The sequence below is a fragment of the Citrobacter sp. Cpo221 genome (assembly GCF_030332345.1).
In the GTDB taxonomy this organism is placed as follows: Bacteria; Pseudomonadota; Gammaproteobacteria; order Enterobacterales; family Enterobacteriaceae; genus Citrobacter; species Citrobacter portucalensis.
The window spans coordinates 328,434-348,812 of record NZ_JAOWIA010000060.1 but is presented as its reverse complement, the minus strand read 5'-3'; the positions used below and the strand labels follow the sequence as shown (position 1 = coordinate 348,812).

General features: G+C 49.5%; 19 protein-coding genes, 1 tRNA gene and 1 pseudogene. 7 read left to right on the top strand and 14 right to left on the bottom strand.

Annotation, left to right across the window (positions count from 1 at the left end; translation table 11 throughout):
- Window positions 1–147: 147 nt before the first annotated feature.
- Genes OGY72_RS22210 through OGY72_RS22200 form a run of 3 tightly spaced genes read right to left on the bottom strand, consistent with a single transcriptional unit; the run spans window position 148 to window position 2,467 of the window.
- The gene (locus OGY72_RS22210; RefSeq protein ID WP_000019450.1) at window positions 148–1,128 is read right to left on the bottom strand and encodes an IS5-like element ISKpn26 family transposase; all 981 of its coding nucleotides are present in this window, start codon (window positions 1,126–1,128) and stop codon (window positions 148–150) included.
- 45 nt (window positions 1,129–1,173) lie between these two features.
- Window positions 1,174–1,458: a putative quinol monooxygenase gene (locus OGY72_RS22205; protein ID WP_286549508.1), complete on the bottom strand. Its 285-nt coding sequence runs from the start codon at window positions 1,456–1,458 to the stop codon at window positions 1,174–1,176.
- Window position 1,459: 1 nt separating this feature from the next.
- Entirely contained in the window at window positions 1,460–2,467 is a 1,008-nt protein-coding gene (locus OGY72_RS22200) for a zinc-binding alcohol dehydrogenase family protein (protein WP_286549506.1), read from the bottom strand.
- 104 nt (window positions 2,468–2,571) lie between these two features.
- On the opposite strand from OGY72_RS22200, the gene OGY72_RS22195 reads away from it, so the two are divergent.
- Window positions 2,572–3,474, top strand: coding sequence for a LysR family transcriptional regulator (locus tag OGY72_RS22195; protein WP_148361308.1), 903 nt, complete (start codon window positions 2,572–2,574; stop codon window positions 3,472–3,474).
- A 36-nt stretch (window positions 3,475–3,510) separates the two neighbouring features.
- Here OGY72_RS22195 and OGY72_RS22190 read toward each other — a convergent pair whose 3' ends face one another.
- From OGY72_RS22190 to OGY72_RS22180, 3 genes are all read right to left on the bottom strand, one after another.
- Window positions 3,511–5,007: a C69 family dipeptidase gene (locus OGY72_RS22190; protein ID WP_286549504.1), complete on the bottom strand. Its 1,497-nt coding sequence runs from the start codon at window positions 5,005–5,007 to the stop codon at window positions 3,511–3,513.
- 342 nt (window positions 5,008–5,349) lie between these two features.
- Window positions 5,350–5,814 carry a YqeJ family protein gene (locus OGY72_RS22185; RefSeq protein WP_126317210.1) on the bottom strand — a complete coding sequence of 155 codons (465 nt, stop codon included), beginning with the start codon at window positions 5,812–5,814 and terminating at the stop codon, window positions 5,350–5,352.
- Window positions 5,811–6,584 carry a winged helix-turn-helix domain-containing protein gene (locus OGY72_RS22180; RefSeq protein ID WP_279275993.1) on the bottom strand — a complete coding sequence of 258 codons (774 nt, stop codon included), beginning with the start codon at window positions 6,582–6,584 and terminating at the stop codon, window positions 5,811–5,813. Before OGY72_RS22180 ends, OGY72_RS22185 begins: the two co-directional genes overlap by 4 nt.
- A 577-nt stretch (window positions 6,585–7,161) precedes the next feature.
- On the opposite strand from OGY72_RS22180, the gene OGY72_RS22175 reads away from it, so the two are divergent.
- A complete protein-coding gene (locus OGY72_RS22175; protein ID WP_003827187.1) occupies window positions 7,162–7,779 on the top strand; it encodes a helix-turn-helix transcriptional regulator in 618 nt (205 codons plus the stop codon).
- 75 nt (window positions 7,780–7,854) lie between these two features.
- Window positions 7,855–10,635: an intestinal colonization autotransporter adhesin MisL gene (gene misL / locus OGY72_RS22170; protein WP_286549499.1), complete on the top strand. Its 2,781-nt coding sequence runs from the start codon at window positions 7,855–7,857 to the stop codon at window positions 10,633–10,635.
- Window positions 10,636–10,729: 94 nt separating this feature from the next.
- Here misL and OGY72_RS22165 read toward each other — a convergent pair whose 3' ends face one another.
- The 6 genes and pseudogenes from OGY72_RS22165 to OGY72_RS22140 all read right to left on the bottom strand — a co-directional run bounded on the left by OGY72_RS22165 (window position 10,730) and on the right by OGY72_RS22140 (window position 13,244).
- The gene (locus OGY72_RS22165) at window positions 10,730–11,062 is read right to left on the bottom strand and encodes a DUF1493 family protein (protein ID WP_003827189.1); all 333 of its coding nucleotides are present in this window, start codon (window positions 11,060–11,062) and stop codon (window positions 10,730–10,732) included.
- The gene (locus OGY72_RS22160; RefSeq protein ID WP_286549493.1) at window positions 11,056–11,499 is read right to left on the bottom strand and encodes an STM2901 family protein; all 444 of its coding nucleotides are present in this window, start codon (window positions 11,497–11,499) and stop codon (window positions 11,056–11,058) included. The genes OGY72_RS22165 and OGY72_RS22160 overlap by 7 nt, the downstream gene beginning before the upstream one ends.
- A 10-nt stretch (window positions 11,500–11,509) precedes the next feature.
- Window positions 11,510–11,995, bottom strand: coding sequence for an Hcp family type VI secretion system effector (locus OGY72_RS22155; protein WP_286549492.1), 486 nt, complete (start codon window positions 11,993–11,995; stop codon window positions 11,510–11,512).
- Between the two features lie 216 nt (window positions 11,996–12,211).
- Entirely contained in the window at window positions 12,212–12,514 is a 303-nt protein-coding gene (locus tag OGY72_RS22150) for a type II toxin-antitoxin system RelE/ParE family toxin (RefSeq protein WP_286549489.1), read from the bottom strand.
- A 3-nt stretch (window positions 12,515–12,517) separates the two neighbouring features.
- Window positions 12,518–12,778 (bottom strand): type II toxin-antitoxin system Phd/YefM family antitoxin, encoded by a 261-nt coding sequence (locus OGY72_RS22145; RefSeq protein ID WP_191213690.1) that lies wholly within the window; start codon window positions 12,776–12,778, stop codon window positions 12,518–12,520.
- 175 nt (window positions 12,779–12,953) lie between these two features.
- Window positions 12,954–13,244 (bottom strand): annotated as a pseudogene (locus OGY72_RS22140) (SymE family type I addiction module toxin).
- A 135-nt stretch (window positions 13,245–13,379) separates the two neighbouring features.
- Between OGY72_RS22140 and OGY72_RS22135 the strand changes: the two are divergent.
- Window positions 13,380–13,574: a toxin-antitoxin system HicB family antitoxin gene (locus OGY72_RS22135; protein ID WP_003827195.1), complete on the top strand. Its 195-nt coding sequence runs from the start codon at window positions 13,380–13,382 to the stop codon at window positions 13,572–13,574.
- A gap of 8 nt (window positions 13,575–13,582) precedes the next feature.
- Here OGY72_RS22135 and OGY72_RS22130 read toward each other — a convergent pair whose 3' ends face one another.
- A complete protein-coding gene (locus OGY72_RS22130; protein WP_003827197.1) occupies window positions 13,583–14,149 on the bottom strand; it encodes a DUF6680 family protein in 567 nt (188 codons plus the stop codon).
- Between the two features lie 108 nt (window positions 14,150–14,257).
- A tRNA-Sec gene (locus OGY72_RS22125) sits at window positions 14,258–14,352 on the bottom strand.
- Between the two features lie 290 nt (window positions 14,353–14,642).
- Here OGY72_RS22125 and OGY72_RS22120 point away from each other — a divergent pair.
- From OGY72_RS22120 to OGY72_RS22110, 3 genes are all read left to right on the top strand, one after another.
- Window positions 14,643–16,025: a glycoside-pentoside-hexuronide family transporter gene (locus OGY72_RS22120; protein WP_279275362.1), complete on the top strand. Its 1,383-nt coding sequence runs from the start codon at window positions 14,643–14,645 to the stop codon at window positions 16,023–16,025.
- Window positions 16,026–16,035: 10 nt separating this feature from the next.
- Window positions 16,036–18,354: an alpha-xylosidase gene (gene yicI / locus OGY72_RS22115; protein WP_126956518.1), complete on the top strand. Its 2,319-nt coding sequence runs from the start codon at window positions 16,036–16,038 to the stop codon at window positions 18,352–18,354.
- 456 nt (window positions 18,355–18,810) lie between these two features.
- Window positions 18,811–20,364 (top strand): BglG family transcription antiterminator, encoded by a 1,554-nt coding sequence (locus OGY72_RS22110; RefSeq protein WP_063941168.1) that lies wholly within the window; start codon window positions 18,811–18,813, stop codon window positions 20,362–20,364.
- The last annotated feature ends 15 nt before the right edge of the window (window positions 20,365–20,379 follow it).

Below are 20,379 nucleotides of genomic sequence, written 5' to 3'. Positions count from 1 at the left end.
GGAAGGTGCGAATAAGCAGGTCATTTCTTCCCAAGCTGACTCGCTGATTAAAATTTCGCGGATCTGGGCCGATTTTTTTCCCGCAAACACATCGAATCAGCCTATTTAGGCTATTTTTTCCACCATTTCTGGCGTTATTTCCGGTTTTTACTGAGATCTCTCCCACTGACGTATCATTTGGTCCACCCGAAACAGGTTGGCCAGGGTGAATAACATCGCCAGTTGGTTATCGTTTTTCAGCAGCCCCTTGTATCTGGCTTTCACGAAGCCGAACTGCCGCTTGATGATGCGAAACGGGTGCTCCACCCTGGCACGGATGCTGGCTTTCATGTATTCGATGTTGATGGCCGTTTTGTTCTTGCGCGGATGCTGCTTCAAGGTTTTTACCCTGCCGGGACGCTCGGCGATCAGCCAGTCCACATCCACCTCGGCCAGCTCCTCGCGCTGTGGCGCTCCTTGGTAGCCGGCATCGGCTGAGACAAATTGCTCCTCTCCATGAAGCAGATTACCCAGCTGATTGAGGTCATGCTCGTTGGCCGCGGTGGTGACCAGGCTGTGGGTCAGGCCACTCTTGGCATCGACACCAATGTGGGCCTTCATGCCAAAGTGCCACTGATTGCCTTTCTTGGTCTGATGCATCTCCGGATCGCGTTGCTGCTCTTTGTTCTTGGTAGAGCTGGGTGCCTCAATGATGGTGGCATCCACCAAAGTGCCTTGGGTCATCATGACGCCTGCTTCGGCCAGCCAGCGATTGATGGTCTTGAACAATTGACGGGCCAGTTGATGCTGCTCGAGCAGGTGGCGGAAATTCATGATGGTGGTGCGATCCGGCAGGGCGCTATCCAGGGATAATCGGGCAAACAGGCGCATGGAGGCGATTTCGTACAGGGCATCTTCCATGGCACCGTCGCTCAGGTTGTACCAATGCTGCATGCAGTGAATACGCAGCATGGTCTCCAGCGGATAGGGCCGTCGGCCATTGCCCGCCTTGGGATAAAACGGCTCGATGACAGCGGTCATATTCTGCCATGGCAGAATCTGCTCCATGCGGGAGAGGAAAATCTCTTTTCGGGTCTGACGGCGCTTAGTGCTGAATTCACTATCGGCGAAGGTGAGTTGATGGCTCATGATGTCCCTCTGGGATGCGCTCCGGATGAATATGATGATCTCATATCAGGAACTTGTTCGCACCTTCCCTAGCAGATCGTTCATTTGTAGAATGAACGCCTGGAAATGTGGCAGAGCGATATGCTCATCCAGACCGGCCTGACCGCGCCAGGATTCGCGCACGTAGAACACATCCGGCGTGTCGCGTAACTGGAACAGGGCATATTCAATATTGCCCGGCTCCCGGCGCGTGGGCAGCAGCAGAGCTTGTAGCGCCTGTTTCAGTGCGTCGATTTTCCCCGGTTTGGCTTTCAGTACCGCAATAATTGAAATCACGTCAGAATCAGACATGTTAAAACCCCTCCAGCACAATCTTGCCGACCGAGTGACCGGTTTCAATTTGTGTGTGGGCTTTTTGCAGATTTGCCGCGGTAATCGCGCCAAAATGTTCGCCCAGCGTGGTACGGAGGGTGCTGTCGTCGATCAGCTGCGCCACACGGGTCAGTAACTGATGCTGCGCAATGATGTCGTGGGTGGTAAACATCGAACGGGTAAACATAAACTCCCAGTGCAGCGAAATGCTTTTGGCCTTCAGCGGGCGTGCATCGAGAGTTTGCGGATCGTCAATCAGCGCCAGTTTGCCCTGCGGCGCCAGTGCGGCAATAATTTGCGAATAGTGCTGCTCGGTATTGTTCAGGCTGGCAACGTGCGTCACCTCTTTAATGCCTATCCGTGCCAGCTCTTCCGTCAACGGCTTGCTGTGGTCAATCACATGATGAGCGCCCGCTTCACGTACCCATTTCTGGCTCTGCGGACGTGATGCGGTACCGATGACGATCATTTTGGTCAGCTTACTGGCCAGTTGCGTCAGAATAGAACCGACGCCGCCAGCCGCGCCAACAATCAATAACACATCATCTTCATTGCCATTTTCCTCAACGCCCAGACGGTCGAACAGCATTTCCCAGGCGGTGATAGCGGTTAGTGGCAGCGCCGCAGCAGAAGCATTATCCAGTGTTTTTGGCTTCAGCGCGGTAATACGTTCATCAACCAGCTGAAATTCACTGTTACTGCCAGCGCGGCCGAGCGCTCCGGCGTACCAAACTTCATCGCCGGGTGAAAATAGGGTGACGGCTTCACCCACGGACTTCACCACGCCAACTGCGTCCCAGCCCAGTACGCGCGGCACATCAGCGTTAAAACCTTCGCGGACCTTGGTATCGACGGGGTTGACGGAAATGGCTTTCACTTCAACCAGCAGATCGTGCCCGGTAGCGACTGGCATGGGCAGGTCAATCTCTTGTAAAAATTCAATGTTATTGCCGTCGGTCGCGGCGCGGGTAATGGCGATGGCTTTCATGGTCTCTCCGGTTACAGGAATCAGTTGAATAATTCGATGGTAAACCGGTAACAGAACGGGAAAAATAGCCCTATGGCGACAGGACTTATACTCGGGGAGTGAAAATGTTCCGGCTTGAAGATCTCACGTTGTTTGTCCGCGCCGCGGCGCTGAATAGTTTTAGCGATGCCGCGCGCGAAGTCGGCGTTCAGCCTGCTCAGGTCAGTTCAGCTATCAAGCGCCTGGAGTCTACGTTGGCTATCCGCTTGTTCGCCCGCTCCACGCGCAGCCTGCGCCTGACGCCAGAAGGTGAAGTCTGGTTACCCTATGCCCGCCAGATGCTGGATGTAATGCATGCCGGGTTGCAAAAAATTCAGACCCCGGAAGATGAAGTATCAGGCACGCTGCAAATCGCCGTGCCTTCCGATCTCGGTCGTAACCTGCTGCTACCGGTCTTTCAGTCGTTTCGACGCCGCTATCCCGCGCTGCGCCTGCGGATTTTTTTCTCCGACCAGGTAACGGATGTCTTTAAAGACCCCGTCGATGTTGCGTTTCGCTATGGCAACACCGAAGACGCGTCTTACATTGCGCTGCCGGTTGCACCGGGTAACCGACGCGTGCTGGTGGCATCACCGGAATGGGTTGAGCAAAACGGCGCGCCGCAAAAACTGGATGATTTAACACAGCTCAACGCCATGACTTTCGTATTACGCGGCCGCCTGCACGATCGCTGGACATTTACGCGCAACGGCGAGGTCAGTAGTGTGCAGGTTAACGGCACCATTATGAGTGACGATGCGGAAGTGATCCGGCGCCTGGCGATTGCCGGAGAAGGTGTGGCGTACAAGTCGTGGCTGGATGTCAGCGAGGATGTGCGTGACGGTCGATTACAACTGCTGATGTCGGATTATCAGGGAGAGAAAGTCCCGCTGAATATGATTTGCCCGCATCGGAAGCAGCTTTCAACCGCGGTACGCCTTCTGCACGAGGCGGTGAAGGCGCGGTGTGAAATGCTGGCGCAAAGCTAATAAGCGCTTTACGCCAGAATACTATCGCGTCGTTACTCAGTCTTTTTTCGTTGCATTCGCAAAGAAAATATCAGACTGAATGTCTTTAGTGCGGATGGTAAATAGCTGATTGGTTAGATCTTCCGTCAGCTTCTCGGCGTCGGCCATGATGCGCAGGTTGAAGTCATTCAGCATCTTATCGGCGGCAGGTTTATCGGTTTTCGCCATCTTCAGATACTCTGCTTCGACCTCTTTTTGCTCCTTCGCCACTTTGTCTTCCCACGCTTTGTAGGCTTTTTTGACGATTGGCGCGAGCTTCGGATAATCGGTCATCGTCAGCGTTTGTAATTTACGATATTTCCAGTAGATAGACTGATCGTCCGCTTTATCGGTACCCATCGTGTAGTTAGCCGGATACGCTTTCAGGCCGCTGTAGTACGGAACAAAGGCGGTGAGGTCAGCCATGCCCAGGCCAATGTAGGTCGTTTCACCAATCTCTTTTGGCAACCACGGACGGACCTGCATGACGTGCGCTTCATAGGTACGGAAAACGCTTACCGGACGCCATGGCTCTTTGCCGTTCAGACCGTTGGTGTACGGGTCATGGCTGGTCCCTTCATAGTGACTACGCAACACGGCCTTCACATCGTCCAGCGTCATTTTCTTCTCTGGCGTCATGAAGACCGGGAATTCGCGCCCTTTGGCCATATCCTGATTTACGGAAGGATTGAACTCTTTCTGGATGGTCCATACGCGAGGGTCGTTATACGTGCGGTCACGCTCGTCATCACGGGTATAGGCTTTGGAGAAGCTGAATTTACCGTCTTTCGCTGGATCGTACAGACCTTTTTCTGTCGCAAATTGAATCAGGTTTTTTGACGCCATCATGTCCGGATTTTTAGGATCGTAATCCTGTAAGCGGCCCTGATTACCGGTGGCAAAATACTGGTTATTCGGCAGGCGTTGCGCCATCCACTGATGGCCGCTGCCGGTTTCCAGGTACCAGATCTCGTTATCGTCGACGACGGCAACGCCAAAACCTTCGCCTGCGCCGACGGTCTCAACGATATGGCCCAACAGCGCCACGGCTTCACGCGCGGTTTTACTTTGTGACAGTAGAATATCCGGGATATCGTCTTCGGTGATCCCTTTATCCTCAACGTATGGGTCGGCGGCCAGTGCTTTCGGTGAGGCAAAAATGGATTCTGTACCGCTCACGCCAACGCCCAATTCGTTAAATCCTGTAGCGCCGTGTAGTTGGGTTTTCCAGTTTGGAACGGTGGTATAACGCAGAGAGTTTTTCGGCAGTGGCCAGGTAAAATCATTCGCACCATTATGTGCTTTGGTGCTGTATACCCCGGTCTGATTTTGCTTTGCCGGATGAATGACAAAATGCTGTGCTTTCAGGGCATCGCTGTCTGCGCTACGGGCGACCAGCATGGAGCCGTCCGCTGATGCTTCGTTGCCGACCAGCAGGGTCGTACACGCAAAACCTGATGAAACAACGGCCAAATTTATAGAAAGTGCAATCAGGCACTTTTTAAAAGTAAACATTACGTATCCCTCATATGTACGCCAAAAATACACCGGAAACACATCGTTTCCTGAAATGCGATAACGCCTGAATGCTCAGACATTGCTCGCGAGAGAGATAAACGTCCCTGCCCACGTCTTCTCCAAATATCCATTCGTAGGTTGAAGTCTTCTGAGCAAAATAAAACGCCCATTTCGCTTAATTATTACGCAACGGATATTGTGATATTCAGGATGTTTCCTGATTCGCGATGAAGAATAGCAATGGGTTATGTGTGGATTCAGTGACCCATGTCGCGTAAGTTAATGATGACAAATGTGAATTTCATTGAGGGGCCGTACTTTTTGTTTCCGGATATGACGTTACCTTTTGCGGCAATACAGCGAGGGCACATTGGAGCTGGCAAAAATCCATGCACCTTTATACTCCTCCATGACCAGGCTCAGGCTTCGTCCGCTTTGACGATAAAATCCAGGTAATGTGTTGTTAATATCCGCTTCATCAGCGGTGTCGGCGAAGGTTTTGACGACCTGCATCGCCTGTAGCACTCGCGCATCACGCTTTTGGGTGTAGTTAAAATAGATGTTCCTGCTAATGTCTGAGGTATTACGCCCGTACAGTTTTCCGTTAATGGTGGCCAGGCCTTCACTGTTGTACATCCGAAACGATAACGTACCGGTAAAACGATTGCTGCCAATGTTCCATTCCATGTTACCGATGCAATTCAGCGGCTTGTCGGCATAGCGTGAATACCATAGCCACCCGCCTGAACCGAGCAATATCGCAAGGCCGATTACGAGCAAAATAAGGTGGTGTGTTTTTTTCATTTCCCGCGCATCCAGTAATAATGAGTAGTACAAAACGCGTTAGCATCTACTCGCGCATCTTTATCACAGACAAATGCTACGATTCTCTCCGCTTTGCTGTAGCCGGAAAGAAAAACATGTTTGTTGTTTTCACAGAGATAGGGATGCAGTTGCATCAGATTGAAATAGCCTTGTTGGTCGTGTTCATTTGGCGAGTAATAGATTTTGCAATTTTGCCGCGAAGGGGTCTGCATGGAGACCGGGACAAATTTACTAAACGGCATAACAGGGCGCGTTTGATACCACACCAGCCAGATGATCAACGTGGCAATCACGACACTGGCGCTAAATAAAACCTCAAACCAGGGTATCTGCACCGTTTGTTGTGGTGTCGAAGGAATTATCTTTGCGGGTGTGATTTCTTCAATAACCGGCGGCGGGGAAACTTCACTCTGTTGAAGCGTTATTGTCTCTACTTGCGTATTTTCATTTAATCTGAGCCCGCGTCGGGAAATAGTTTTCACCGTATCACGAGGCAACCCCACGTCCGCCAGCGCGTTTCGTAGAGTCAGAATAGCCTGGTAAAATGTGTTGGTGGTGGTCACATTATTTCTTTCACCCCAACCAATTGTCATCAACGTGTTCTGGGAAACAATGTCACTTGCGTGAGTAATTAAATAGAGAAAACAGAGCGAGGCAGGGAGCTGGAGCTGAATTGCTCGCCCGGTCTGACGATTGACCAGACTTTTGCTATCAGGATTAAATTCGACCAACTGATTGATAAGGTACAATTGCCCAGCCCTCAGTAAACAAAACGAATCACAGCGTGTGCTAACGCATCCTTTAAATTTTACATCCAAATCGATAATGCGCCTCACTCTTTGTTCATGATTGAAGATAAGAATTTTGCTTAATTATTAAAAATCCTTTAAATACAACATGTTAACAATCCTATCTCTTAGGTTAAAATTACCTAAGGTTAAATAATGAGAATTCATTACAGTTTTATCTGAATTATCTTTATATTTGTCCACAACATGACAAGGGTGATTCAGTTATCAGAATTACATAATTAGTAAGCAACCTTTATGCAGGTTATTTTTTAGCAAATAGTGCTTTTTTACTGTTTATCTTAGAATCTGAATTTATGCATAAAATTCCTAAAGCATAGGTTGTTATTCTGAGATAAAGCGTAAATAAGCTTAGCGCAATCGTATTACTCACAGCCCATACATATTAGTGCATCAGGAGTTTATTACATTTTATTAGCGCCACTGTTATTAACTGACAAGGAACGTACTACGTGTTGGATTGACACATTTATTTACCAATGAAATATTTATGGAAAAATAACAGGAGTCATTTTTGATGAAGAGATCACCGTCACAGACTGTTCGTTGCATAAGCTGTGAATTATCCTGTCAATTATTTCCAGATACTGCGGTTCGCGCCAGTTACTGTCACCGTGCCGCTTTTGCTATCTGGCCTGAGGGGAATGGCTTTCTGCAAAAAGGAATTATTGAAAAGCTTCTGCTTAATAATCAGAACCATTTGTCGCGTGGGTTTATTTTTGTGGATTTTTCTTTCCCTAATCTACGCCTGTTTTCCGACCCGCAATGGGTTGACCGGCTGGCCTACAGCGGTATGCATATTGTGTTGATAGCTGACAGGAATCTGGCGCCATTAGCCAACTACTGGCTGTCCAAAAGCAATAAAATACAAGGGATTATATATTCCGATGATGATGACGAAGTTCAACATCAGAAAATCAGGCGACTCTTTACTGGCCATCTCGCCAACAGCAAACGTGGACGCTCACTTAACTATACAGAAATGATATTACTGAAGCGTTTTGTGTCAGGGAAAAGTATTCAGCAAATTACCAAAATAGATAATATCGATATTAAGAAAATATATGTCTACAAGCTCAGGCTTGAAGATAAGTTAGGCCATAGTATTCATCAAATATTGTCGAACATTTTATAACGTATTTTTGAGTTTTATTATTTTCACATCCTTGCGATGTGGTGGACGCTCTACGCCTGAAAGCAGGAGGCTAATATGCCAAATCCCAAATCTTATTCTCGTATTGCCATAGCGGTTTCAGCCGCATTAACCTCTATGGTATTTTCAGCTCATGCGGCATGGGTTGACGTTGATAGTCTACCTTCCAGCGGACTGGTTAGCAGTCTGCCCCCGGAATTGCAGGCAATAATTCCAGCGCAGGCAAATGCCAGTTTCGCTAAAACCAGCGCCATGCCGAATTATGTTTATCAATGGAGTGCGGGCACGATTCCTGTTTATGGCAATGGATTAACGATTAATGGACCCGGTGCTGAAGCTTTTGAGCACTCTGTTACCGTTATTCAGAACAGTACAACGGGTAGTCCGGGCGTTATTTTTGGGGACGACCTGACGATTCGCACGCAGTCGAAGAATGCCGCCAATAATGGTAAAGATGTTGACGGTATCCGCACGCACGGGGCCAATACGCCGGATAACCCGGTCTTTATCATCACCGGGGATCGCACCAGTATTTATGTGGACGGTCAGGATGGTGACGGTATTAACGCCGGTTACAACTCCTATAGCCAGGGTTGGAAGGGCTCGGCCAGCATTTACGTCGGCGACGATCTGTATATTCAAACCACCGGTTCCCAGGGACGTGGTATCACAGCCAACGCGATGAAAGACGCCACGCAGGCCAAAAATACAATTGTGGTCGGCGACCGGGCACACATTGTGACGATCGGTGATAGCTCAGAAGGTCTTCGCACCGGGCAGAGCGGTTCCTCAATCCTGCTTGGCAATGACGCCACCATCGAGACTTCGGGTGCTTCTTCAACGGGGATTTATGCCGCCTCATCGTCCAAAACGGAACTAGGCAACAACGCGACGATTACGGTCAACGGCGTCAGCGCACATGCGGTTTACTCCACCAACGCGACCGTGAATCTCGGTGAAAACGCAACGATCAACGTGAACAGTTCGGCGAAAGCTGCGTCATACAGCAAAGCGCCACGCGGCCTGTATGCGACTTCACGCGGGGCGATAAACCTGGCAGGCGGTGCCGCCATTGCCATGGCGGGCGATCACAGCAACGAAAGTTATGCCATCAGCACCGAAACGGGTGGCATCGTAGACGGTTCTACTGGCGGGCGCTTCCTCATCGATGGCGATCTTCATGCCGCAGGCGCGACTGCCGCAACCAGCAGTCTGCCGCAGCAAAACAGTACCATTAAGCTCAACATGACCGACAACTCGTTGTGGAGCGGGGCGTCATACATCACCAGCGCCACTGCCGGGACGGGCGTTATCTCGCTGCAAATGAGCGACGCGACCTGGAACATGACCAACAGCTCAACGCTCACCGACCTGACGCTGAACGGCGGGTCAGTGGTGAACTTTGGGCATGCTGACGGTGAACCGTGGCAGATGCTTACCATCAATGAGGATTTTACCGGGAACGGCGGTAAACTGGTTTTCAATACCGTTCTGAATGACGATACCTCCGAAACCGATAAGCTGAAAGTGCTCGGCAACACCGCGGGTAATGCGTTCGTGGTGGTGAATAACATTGGTGGAACCGGGGCGCAGACCATTGAAGGTATTGAGATCATCGAAGTGGCCGGTAATTCTGACGGTACTTTTGAGAAAGCGGACCGTATTGTTGCCGGAGCGTACGACTATAACGTTGTGCAGAAGGGCAGCAACTGGTATCTGACCAGCTTTATTCCTGCTCCGCCGGATCCGGAAGACCCTGACCCTGTTGATCCGGACCCGGTTGACCCTATTGATCCAGACCCGGTCGATCCTGTAGACCCGATTATCCCTGAGCCGGAAGAACCCGTTGCGCCTCCTGTCACTGAGCAGCAATACCGTCCGGAAGCAGGCAGTTATCTGGCAAACAACTACGCGGCTAACACGCTGTTTATGACCCGACTGCACGATCGTCTGGGTGAAACGCAGTACGTCGATATGCTGACAGGTGAGAAGAAAGTTACCAGCCTGTGGATGCGTAACGTTGGGGCACATACCCGCTTCAAAGACGGTAGCGGGCAGTTGAAAACCCAAAGCAACAGTTATGTGATGCAGTTAGGCGGCGACCTGGCGCAGTGGAGTAGCGACGGTCTCGACCGCTGGCACCTCGGCGCGATGGCAGGTTATGCCAACAGCCAGAACCGCACGCAGTCCAGCCTGACCGGCTACCATTCACGTGGCCAGGTCACTGGTTACAGCGTGGGGCTGTACGGCACATGGTATGCCAATGACGCCGACAAGACCGGTACCTACGTGGATACCTGGGCGCTGTACAACTGGTTTGATAACAAAGTGATGGGCCAGGAGCAGGCAGCAGAGAAATACAAATCCAGCGGGATAACCGCTTCGGTTGAAGCCGGTTACAGTTTTAAACTGGGTGAAAGCGAGCGCAACAGCTACTGGCTGCAACCAAAAGCGCAGGTGGTATGGATGGACGTGCAAGCCGACAGTCACCGCGAAGCGAACGGTACCCGCGTGAAGGATAATACCGATGGCAACCTGATGACCCGTCTGGGTGTGAAAGCCTTTATCAACGGTCACAACGCCATCGACGACGGTAAATCTCGCGAGTTCCAGCCGTTTGTTGAAGCCAACTGGATCCACAACACACAGACAACCAGCGTGAAGATGGACGATGTGAGCAACGACATGCGCGGCACCAAAAACATCGGTGAGCTGAAAGTCGGCGTTGAAGGTCAAATCACTCCGCGACTCAACGTGTGGAGCAACGTGGCCCAACAGGTTGGTGACAAAGGCTACAGCGATACCCGCGGTATGTTGGGTGTGAAATATAACTTCTAATGTAATGAAGTAATGTAAAAGCCGCTGATTAACCGATCGGCGGCTTTATTTTTTGGAAGCGGTAGGTCGGATAAATGGCATCCGTCAATAAGACTCAGTCATAAAGCCATTTACCTGCTTTTGCAGACTCTGCCAGCATGCGGAGTGTTAATGGCTGTGGCTCATCGTCATCTCTGCTACAGGTAAAAATTGCATAAAGTATGAATGTCTCAATAGGCCAATATTTATAGAAATCGAAATTGGCGCAATCAACATTGAAAGTTGCAAAGTAAGCATCCATGATGTCTGCGCCCGTTTCACTGGCCCACACATAATCTCCCGTTGAAAGACTGGTATCGAGGGTGACTGGCCAACGCTTTTTAAAGAATAAGCTGGGTTTATTAAATGTTTCATCGTACCAGGCGATGACATCATTATCACTTACCATAGCTTATCTTTACCTCTGGCTATAGTGTTGTATTTAATTGTGGCTTTGTATGAAATCGCAGTCACGTCATAAGCCATTATGGCAATTCCCAATATTGGAATCCATCTTCCAACAAAAGCGCCCAGATTTGTTACGTATGCAAATTTTAATCGTCTTATACTTCCTGTAGTTAGGGTGGGTAAACGTCTGGTTTCTATATTTAACCAGTGTCGTAGCTGAGAGCTCAGTGGTGATGTGCCTGCTGTTGCCCCTATCGGCTTACCTCTGGTTGCGATCGTAGGTTGACCAAGTAAAATTAGACCCAAGGTCATGTAATCATTTACGCCAAATTGTTCACTTGTTTCATCCAGGAAAATCCAGAAAAGAAGTTCTCCTGCTGAAAGATTAGCAAACCCTCTGTAAAAATATGTACCGTTAAGCTCTTCGATAGTGTCCATATGATTTCACTTATTCGGTTATGCGTTCATTCCAGGCATCCGAATATTGGATGTTACCATCGAGATAATGCCAAGTAATTTTATCGTAACGCAGCTGTACTTGTTCTCTATGACCAACATTGATGACAGTTTTAGTGTCATGCATCATCGGTGTTACGGATACAACTTTAACCCCTTCGAGGAGCATGTTGTAGTACTCTGCTTCCTGACCTGCATTATTGATCTCGTACCACCTAAATTCTGCCGATTGCAAGCTTTGCCCTGTGGCAACGGCTTTAAAAAGATAAGGTGAAGCGCTATCGAATTCCTTCTCAAAAATCAATGCGCCGTGCACACGTGTGCCAGTAAGCTTTCCTGTATTGCCATCCGTTGGGATGTAAAGGTTATGGCTAAACGATGTCACCTCGATTGAGTGTTCGCGATTGGTTACATCAACAGATCCCTTTATAAGTAAGCCACCATCGCCTTTGAGCCAGAGATAAGCAGGAAATGCCATTTTAATAATCCATTTTGTTGAGAAAATAATATATGAGGGTTTTTACGATTGGTTTGCAATAGTGAAGGTATTAATAATAGAGAAAAATAAATAAATTATTCTACGGCTGAATTTAAAATATTTATATATAAGTGGGGTGATTGGTTATGGAAGAGTAATTGATTTTGAAAGTAGGCCGGATAAGCGTCAGCTCCATCCGGCAAATAAGGTGGTGAGCTACAAACGTTGTCCCAGATGTTTTGTTGGTACTCGGCTTTGGTGTAAGATTGCCAATACAACAATATTTGTGTTTTGTGTACTGTAGTAAATCATATGGCTAACATAAGGAAAGCTGTAAACATCTGCACCAAAATCATCAATTCGATGCTGCCCCATGCCTGGCATTTCAGCTAACTGAGAGAGAACTACCTGTAATTTCTTAAGATAATCCCTGGACTGTTTAGCGCCCCAATTTCTTGATGTGTAATCACGGATTTCAATAATATCGTGCTGCGCTTCCCCAGTAAGTTTGTAACTCACTTTTTATCCTTTGTGTTGATCCATCAACTCATCAAAAAAAGCATCACCATCAACAGTATTGCCCAAATGAATATCGTTTTGAGCACGCTGAATTTTGGCTTTCAGTAACTGGTGCTTCATGGCTTCCATTTGTTCATAGTCCTCAATGGAAACGACGACTGCAACAGGTTTACCGTTACGGTTAATTTGCACTGGCTCTCGCTGCGCTTTAAGTAGCATATCGCCAAACTGGGTTTTGGCTTCATTTGCCGTAAGAGTATGCATATTGTCACCATTTCGCATGAATCGTTCGATTCGTTCATTATAGTCGATATCTTTCTGGGGGTCACTATGAGGTGTGTGGTCAGACAGAGGGTATTGTGAAAGTAGGCCGGATAAGCGCAAGCGCCATCCGGCATCAGGTTAACATGTAAGCGCCACTTACATGTTGACTCGTAATTCACTGAAGAGTCGCCAGCGTGCTCTCAATTCTATTCAACTTCTGATTGGCCTCTTTCAGCTCATCCTGCAATCGTTGCTCCTGTACGCCATAGACCATCAGGACGATACAGCCATTCATCACTTATACGGTAATCTGTTGCCCGGTTTCAAACCCCGCTTCGCGTAGCCACTTGCCGGAAAGAATAATTTTGGGTGTGGATTTGTCGAAAACATTCGGGCGGTATCCCACAATTACCGAACGCTCGGTTCCGGATTGGTCGGTGTCTGGGGTAGAATGCGAATCAGCCATAATCAACTCCTTGATAGTTGATGAGGTTAGCTCTCGTCGGGTACTGCGAATACCAGGCGAGGGCGCTATAAATCAGGTCGCCAGATATAAAGGTACGTACCTGGGTGATGGTATACTGCTCTTATAGGTACGTACATGTCAACAGCTAAACGCGATCCAAATCAGTCTAAATCCGGAAAAGCACCAACTTTCCAGATTCGTATCACGCCTGAGTTAAAGGCGCAGTTTGAGGCTGCGGCAAAGACCGAAGGGATGAGTTTGGGGAATTGGCTCAAAACTTTAGGGAGAAAGGAATTGGAACGGTTAGGTATTGAGCCACAGGATAAATAGTGAATAGATTAATTGCCCTGTCTTGCGGGAATATTTATAATTTCCATTTTTAGGGCATTTTCTCCTGAGAATATTGCAGCCAACCCCTGTCTGATTTTTAATTTATCGTTTTCTATTGCCCCGTGGGCCATAGGTGAATATATGGCTGTTTGTAATTGAACTCGTTCAAAATCATAGCCAATATCTTTCGCTATCTCTGATAGTAAGTCTAGAAAAAGATTGTTGCTTGTTTGGTTCCATATGGTGCCAGATGCATTATCATTATCAGGGTAAGATGTATTTAAATGTGCAAAGTAAAGTTTCCACGAAGATAATACCTTACCTTCAGAATCGCTTCTCTTGGTTCTTCCTCTTTTTATTTTTCCGTAAAATGCTAAGTCGATCATATTTAATGCGCGAACATGTTCATTAGACAGTCGAGAGTTCTGAGATCGAGTAGCCATAAGTTGCTTGAATATATCAATTTTTAATGATTTTTTCTGAGAATATCTTTCTATAAATTTCTGTGTCTGAATGGCTAATAATGGGCTAATTACAGTAGCAGCAATGGCCATGATCGTAAGGGCAGTGCTCATATGGGATTCTCGTTAATCATAAATGAAAATAGATATTGTGGGCGAGAATTATAAAAGCATGCATATGCTGAGAATATATGGCAAATGGCTGGGATGATATGAGAATTTTGGCGGAAGATCACAGGAGTCGAACCTGCCCGGGACCGCTGGCGGCCCCAACTGGATTTGAAGTCCAGCCACCTCACCGGAGATGACGATCTTCCGCGCCTCGATTGCTACATGGAGGCGGGGCGCATTATAGCTACTTCCAAACGTTTCCACACCCCCTCACTCACTTTTTTAACTTCCGTTTCTCTATACCATGACCAGTTTCAAATAAATCCCCGCAAAATCCATTACTTACACTTAGACACATTTTCAGACGCTACCCTGATCACAGAAAACAAGAATCGTAATTTGATAACGAGATATCGGAATACCCGCGCTCACAGGGATGGTTTACAAGAACTGTAACCGGTATCTGTGCGTGTGAAAGTGCTAACAAGGATGCGTAATGAAAAGTGAGATTTTGTCCGTTAAAGAGAAGATTGGCTACGGCATGGGCGATGCCGCCAGCCACATCATCTTTGATAACGTTATGTTATATATGATGTTCTTCTATACCGATATTTTTGGTATCCCGGCCGGTTTTGTCGGCACGATGTTCTTACTGGCTCGCGCGCTGGATGCTATCTCAGACCCTTGCATGGGACTGCTCGCCGACCGCACCCGTTCGCGCTGGGGGAAATTCCGCCCGTGGGTGCTGTTTGGCGCTCTGCCATTTGGTCTGGTCTGTGTGCTCGCCTACAGCACGCCGGATCTCAGCCTGCACGGCAAAATGATTTATGCCGCAATCACCTACACGCTGCTGACCCTGCTTTATACCGTGGTGAATATTCCCTACTGCGCGCTGGGCGGTGTGATAACCAATGACCCAACGCAGCGTATCTCCCTGCAGTCATGGCGCTTTGTGCTGGCGACGGCGGGCGGCATGCTCTCCACCGTGCTGATGATGCCGCTGGTGAATCTGATTGGCGGCGAAGATAAAGCGCTGGGCTTCCAGGGCGGGATTGCCGTGCTCTCGGTTGTGGCGTTCCTGATGCTGGCGTTTTGCTTCTTCACCACCAAAGAACGTGTGGAAGCGCCGCCGAGCAGCAACTCAATGCGTGAAGACCTGCGCGACATCTGGCAGAACGACCAATGGCGCATCGTCGGCCTGCTGACCATCCTCAACATCCTGGCCGTCTGCGTTCGCGGCGGGGCAATGATGTATTACGTCACCTGGATTCTGGGTACCCCGGAAGTGTTTGTCGCCTTCCTCACCACCTATTGCGTCGGCAATCTTATCGGCTCTGCGCTGGCAAAACCGCTGACTGACTGGAAATGCAAAGTCAGCGTCTTCTGGTGGACGAACGCCCTGCTGGCGGTCGTCAGTCTGGCAATGTTCTTCGTGCCGATGCATGCCAACCTCACCATGTTTGCCTTCATCTTCGTGATTGGCGTGCTGCATCAGCTCGTGACGCCAATCCAGTGGGTGATGATGTCCGATACCGTTGATTACGGCGAGTGGTGTAACGGAAAACGTCTGACGGGGATCAGCTTCGCGGGCACGCTGTTCGTGCTGAAGCTGGGTCTGGCGTTCGGCGGGGCGATGATCGGCTGGATGCTGGCGGGCGGCGGTTACGATGCCGCAGCGAAAACCCAGAACAGCGCCACCATTAGCATCATTATCGCATTGTTCACGATTGTCCCAGCTATTTGTTACCTGTTGAGTGCCGTGATTGCCAAACGCTTCTATACCCTGAAAACGCCGTATCTGACGGAAATCATGAGTCAGCTGGCTCACGGTGCGCACCGCAATCAGCAGGATTTTTCGACGAAAGAATTACAGAACTAAGGAACCAACGATGAAAATTAGCGACGGAAACTGGCTGACGCAGCCTGGCCTGAATTTAACTCACCCGATTCAGGTGTTCGAGGTCGAACAGCAGGGTAACGAGATGATTGTCTACGTTGCGCCGCGCGATGTGCGTGAACGTACCTGGCAACTGGATACTCCACTCTTCACCCTGCGCTTTTTCTCGCCGCAGGAAGGCGTGGTTGGGGTGCGTATGGAACACTTCCAGGGCGCGTTGGATAACGGTCCACATTATCCGCTGAACGTGCTGCAGGACGTCAACGTAGAGATACAAAACACCGCTGAATTTGCCGAACTGAAAAGCGGTAATTTGAGCGTGCGGGTCACTAAAGGCGAGTTCTGGTCGCTGGATTTCTTGCGTAACGGCGAACGTATTACCGGCAGCCAGCTGAAAAATAACGGCTACGTGCAGGACACCAACAGCGGGAAAAACTATATGTTTGAACGCCTGGATCTGGGCGTTGGCGAAACGGTGTACGGTCTGGGTGAACGCTTTACTGCGCTGGTACGTAACGGCCAGACGGTGGAAACATGGAATCGCGATGGCGGCACCAGTACCGAGCAGTCTTACAAGAACATCCCGTTTTATCTCACCAACCGTGGTTACGGCGTGCTGGTAAACCATCCGCAGTGCGTGTCGTTTGAAATTGGCTCTGAGAAAGTGTCAAAAGTGCAGTTCAGCGTTGAAAGCGAGTATCTGGAATATTTCGTCATCGACGGCCCTACGCCGAAAGCGGTGCTGGATCGTTATACCCGCTTTACTGGTCGTCCGGCGCTGCCGCCAGCCTGGTCATTCGGTTTGTGGCTGACTACATCGTTCACCACTAATTACGATGAAGCGACGGTGAACAGTTTTATCGACGGGATGGCCGAGCGCAATCTGCCGCTGCACGTCTTCCATTTCGACTGCTTCTGGATGAAAGCCTTCCAGTGGTGCGACTTTGAGTGGGATCCGGTGACCTTCCCTGACCCGGAAGGCATGATCCGCCGCCTGAAAGAGAAAGGGCTGAAGGTCTGCGTATGGATAAACCCCTATATCGGCCAGAAATCCCCGCTGTTCAATGAACTGAAAGAGAAAGGTTATCTGCTCAAGCGCCCGGACGGCTCCCTGTGGCAATGGGATAAATGGCAGCCGGGCCTGGCGATTTATGACTTCACCAATCCTGAAGCCTGCGAGTGGTATGCCAACAAGCTGAAAGGTCTGGTGGATATCGGCGTTGACTGCTTCAAAACTGACTTTGGTGAACGCATTCCTACTGACGTGCAGTGGTTTGACGGTTCCGATCCGCAGAAAATGCACAACCATTATGCGTACATCTACAACGAACTGGTATGGAACGTGCTGAAAGAGACCGTCGGTGAAGAAGAGGCAGTGCTGTTCGCCCGTTCGGCCTCGGTCGGCGCGCAACAGTTCCCGGTGCACTGGGGCGGTGACTGCTATGCCAACTATGAATCAATGGCCGAAAGCCTGCGTGGCGGGTTGTCCATCGGCCTGTCCGGCTTTGGCTTCTGGAGTCACGATATTGGCGGCTTTGAGAATACCGCCCCGGCGCACGTCTACAAGCGCTGGTGTGCGTTTGGGCTGCTCTCCAGCCACAGCCGCCTGCACGGTAGTAAATCCTACCGTGTGCCATGGGCGTACGATGATGAATCCTGCGACGTGGTGCGCTACTTCACTGAGCAGAAATGCCGCATGATGCCGTACCTGTATCGCGAAGCGGCGCGCGCCAATGAACTCGGAACGCCGATGATGCGCGCAATGATGCTGGAGTTCCCGGACGATCCGGCATGTGATTATCTCGACCGCCAGTACATGCTGGGCGATAGCGTGATGGTTGCGCCGGTGTTTAGCGAGGCGGGTGATGTGCAGTTCTATCTGCCGGAAGGACGCTGGACGCATCTGTGGCGTAACGACGAGGTGGCGGGCAGCCGCTGGCATAAGCAGCAGCATGACTTCCTGAGTCTGCCTGTTTATGTGCGCGACAATACACTGCTGGCGCTGGGCTGCAATAACCAGAAGCCGGACTACGCCTGGCACGAAGGGACGGCGTTCCAGCTGTTCCATCTGCAGGAGGGTCGGGAGGCGATTTGTGAAGTCCCGGCGGCTGACGGTTCGGTTATCTTCACGCTGAAAGCGACGCGCACGGGTAATACCATCACCGTGCAAGGAAGTGGCGAAGCGCGTAACTGGACGCTGTGTCTGCGTAATATTACGCAGGTTAGCGGCGTGAAGGGCGGCTCGTCTGTGGGCAGTGAGTGGGGAACGGTTGTCACGCCGGATGCGGATGCGCTGACGATTACCCTGTAAGTAAATCTCAACGTGGGCTGGATGGCGACGCAATGCGTTTTATCCGGCCCACGCTGCGAGCAGCATTCCAGATCTGAAAATCCAAAACATCCTGAATTAAATTTTTATCTCCCCATATTTGCGAGCGATATCACTCTGAATCCCACGAAAAATGTGATCTGCGCCGTAAATATCTCACTATTTCCCGTTTTTGTCTTATTTCTGTCCGGAATACAGGACACGATTTAGTATTGTTGGCGCATCGTAGTCCTCTTATATTTATCATCACGGATTACACGTGGAGCATAAATGCTTCTTTATAACCTAAATAATTCGAGTTGCAGGAAGGCGGCGACGCAGCGAATCCCCTGAACGTACATAAGTACGTGACTAGGGTGAGCGAGGAAAGCCAACGCACATGCAGCTTGAAGTATGACGGGTATAGATATTTAATCTGGTATGTAATAAGGGTAAATAATGCAAATGATTACCTCGCGACAAAACAGATTATTAAAATTTCTTCTGTCTAAGAAGGAATATGTCACGCTGCTGAAAATTGCCGAGTATTTATCTGTTTCAGAGAAAACTGTGCAGCGCGATCTGCGCTTACTGGAACCATGGTTATCAGAATGGAAAATAGCCATCGATAAACGTGCTGGTGCTGGGGTGATATTAAGTGCCGATAATATTACCGATCTTTTATATATGGACCAGTTATTAGGAACGGAGGGTGATGATGCTGACGGCATGATGAATAATTCACGGCGAGTAAAGATAGCTTCACAATTATTAAGCGAAACGCCGCATGAAACGTCGATCAGTAAATTATCCGAACGTTATTTTATTAGTAGCGCATCGATTGTGAACGATTTGAAAGTAATTGAATCCTGGATTACCCCACTGGGCCTGTCGTTGATTCGCAGTCAGAGCGGCACGCACATCGAAGGTAGCGAGAGCGGTGTGCGCCAGGCGATGGCGTCGCTGATTAACGGTGTGATTAACCATAATGAACCTGGTAACGTGGTTTATTCACGCCTTGACCCGGGCAGTTATAAAGCCTTAGTGCATTACTTTGGCGAAGAAGATGTTTTATTTGTCCAGACGTTATTACAGGAAATGGAGAACGACCTGTGCTGGTCGCTCGGCGAGCCTTATTACGTCAATATCTTTACCCATATTCTGATCATGATGTACCGCATCACGCGTGGCAATGCGCTTCCGAGAAAAGAAGAGAGCATCACTACCTGTGATGAGAACATATTTTCCATTGCCAGTCGCATGATTCAGCATATCGAAAAACGCATTGCCCACCCGCTGCCCGAAGACGAAGTCTGGTTTATATATCAATACATTATCTCCTCGGGTGTGGTGATTGAAGAGCATAATGACGTGAGTGTGATTGGTCATATGCACTCCAGCGACGAAGCGCGTTTGATTACCCATCGGTTGATTGCCACCTTCGCCGAGATGGTCGACAGCGATCTTAGCCAGGACACGGCGCTGTATGACGGATTGCTGATCCACATTAAGCCGCTGATTAACCGACTGAACTACCAGATCCGCATTCGTAATCCGTTGCTGGAGGATATCAAAGGCGAGTTGCAGGACGTGTGGCGTCTGACCCAGTGTGCGGTAAATCGGGTGTTTAGCGGTTGGGGCGAGCGGGCCGTGTCGGAAGATGAAGTGGGATATTTAACCGTGCATTTTCAGGCCGCAATGGAGCGTCAGATAGCGCGTAAACGCGTACTACTGGTCTGTTCAACGGGTATCGGCACTTCTCACTTACTCAAAAGCCGTATTCTACGCGCCTTTCCGGACTGGACTATCGTCGGCGTGGTGTCGGCAGGCAGCCTGCCCTCTGTACTGACAGACGATATTGAACTGGTGGTATCGACGATTAATTTACCCGCGGTTGCCATGCCGGTCGTGTATGTCACTGCCTTCTTCAATGATGCGGATATTAAGCGGGTAACAGAAACGGTTATTACGGAAAAATTACATCGGGCGACGTCGCTGGTCGTTGAAAATTAATGTCTGAACTCCATG

Bases quoted from the DNA above. Each gene is read 5' to 3' on its own strand.
- OGY72_RS22210 (WP_000019450.1), bottom strand. From the start codon at position 1,128: ATGAGCCATCAACTCACCTTCGCCGATAGTGAATTCAGCACTAAGCGC.
- OGY72_RS22205 (WP_286549508.1), bottom strand. From the start codon at position 1,458: ATGTCTGATTCTGACGTGATTTCAATTATTGCGGTACTGAAAGCCAAA.
- OGY72_RS22200 (WP_286549506.1), bottom strand. From the start codon at position 2,467: ATGAAAGCCATCGCCATTACCCGCGCCGCGACCGACGGCAATAACATT.
- OGY72_RS22195 (WP_148361308.1), top strand. From the start codon at position 2,572: ATGTTCCGGCTTGAAGATCTCACGTTGTTTGTCCGCGCCGCGGCGCTG.
- OGY72_RS22190 (WP_286549504.1), bottom strand. From the start codon at position 5,007: ATGTTTACTTTTAAAAAGTGCCTGATTGCACTTTCTATAAATTTGGCC.
- OGY72_RS22185 (WP_126317210.1), bottom strand. From the start codon at position 5,814: ATGAAAAAAACACACCACCTTATTTTGCTCGTAATCGGCCTTGCGATA.
- OGY72_RS22175 (WP_003827187.1), top strand. From the start codon at position 7,162: ATGAAGAGATCACCGTCACAGACTGTTCGTTGCATAAGCTGTGAATTA.
- misL (WP_286549499.1), top strand. From the start codon at position 7,855: ATGCCAAATCCCAAATCTTATTCTCGTATTGCCATAGCGGTTTCAGCC.
- OGY72_RS22165 (WP_003827189.1), bottom strand. From the start codon at position 11,062: ATGGTAAGTGATAATGATGTCATCGCCTGGTACGATGAAACATTTAAT.
- OGY72_RS22160 (WP_286549493.1), bottom strand. From the start codon at position 11,499: ATGGACACTATCGAAGAGCTTAACGGTACATATTTTTACAGAGGGTTT.
- OGY72_RS22155 (WP_286549492.1), bottom strand. From the start codon at position 11,995: ATGGCATTTCCTGCTTATCTCTGGCTCAAAGGCGATGGTGGCTTACTT.
- OGY72_RS22145 (WP_191213690.1), bottom strand. From the start codon at position 12,778: ATGCATACTCTTACGGCAAATGAAGCCAAAACCCAGTTTGGCGATATG.
- OGY72_RS22135 (WP_003827195.1), top strand. From the start codon at position 13,380: ATGTCAACAGCTAAACGCGATCCAAATCAGTCTAAATCCGGAAAAGCA.
- OGY72_RS22130 (WP_003827197.1), bottom strand. From the start codon at position 14,149: ATGAGCACTGCCCTTACGATCATGGCCATTGCTGCTACTGTAATTAGC.
- OGY72_RS22120 (WP_279275362.1), top strand. From the start codon at position 14,643: ATGAAAAGTGAGATTTTGTCCGTTAAAGAGAAGATTGGCTACGGCATG.
- yicI (WP_126956518.1), top strand. From the start codon at position 16,036: ATGAAAATTAGCGACGGAAACTGGCTGACGCAGCCTGGCCTGAATTTA.
- OGY72_RS22110 (WP_063941168.1), top strand. From the start codon at position 18,811: ATGCAAATGATTACCTCGCGACAAAACAGATTATTAAAATTTCTTCTG.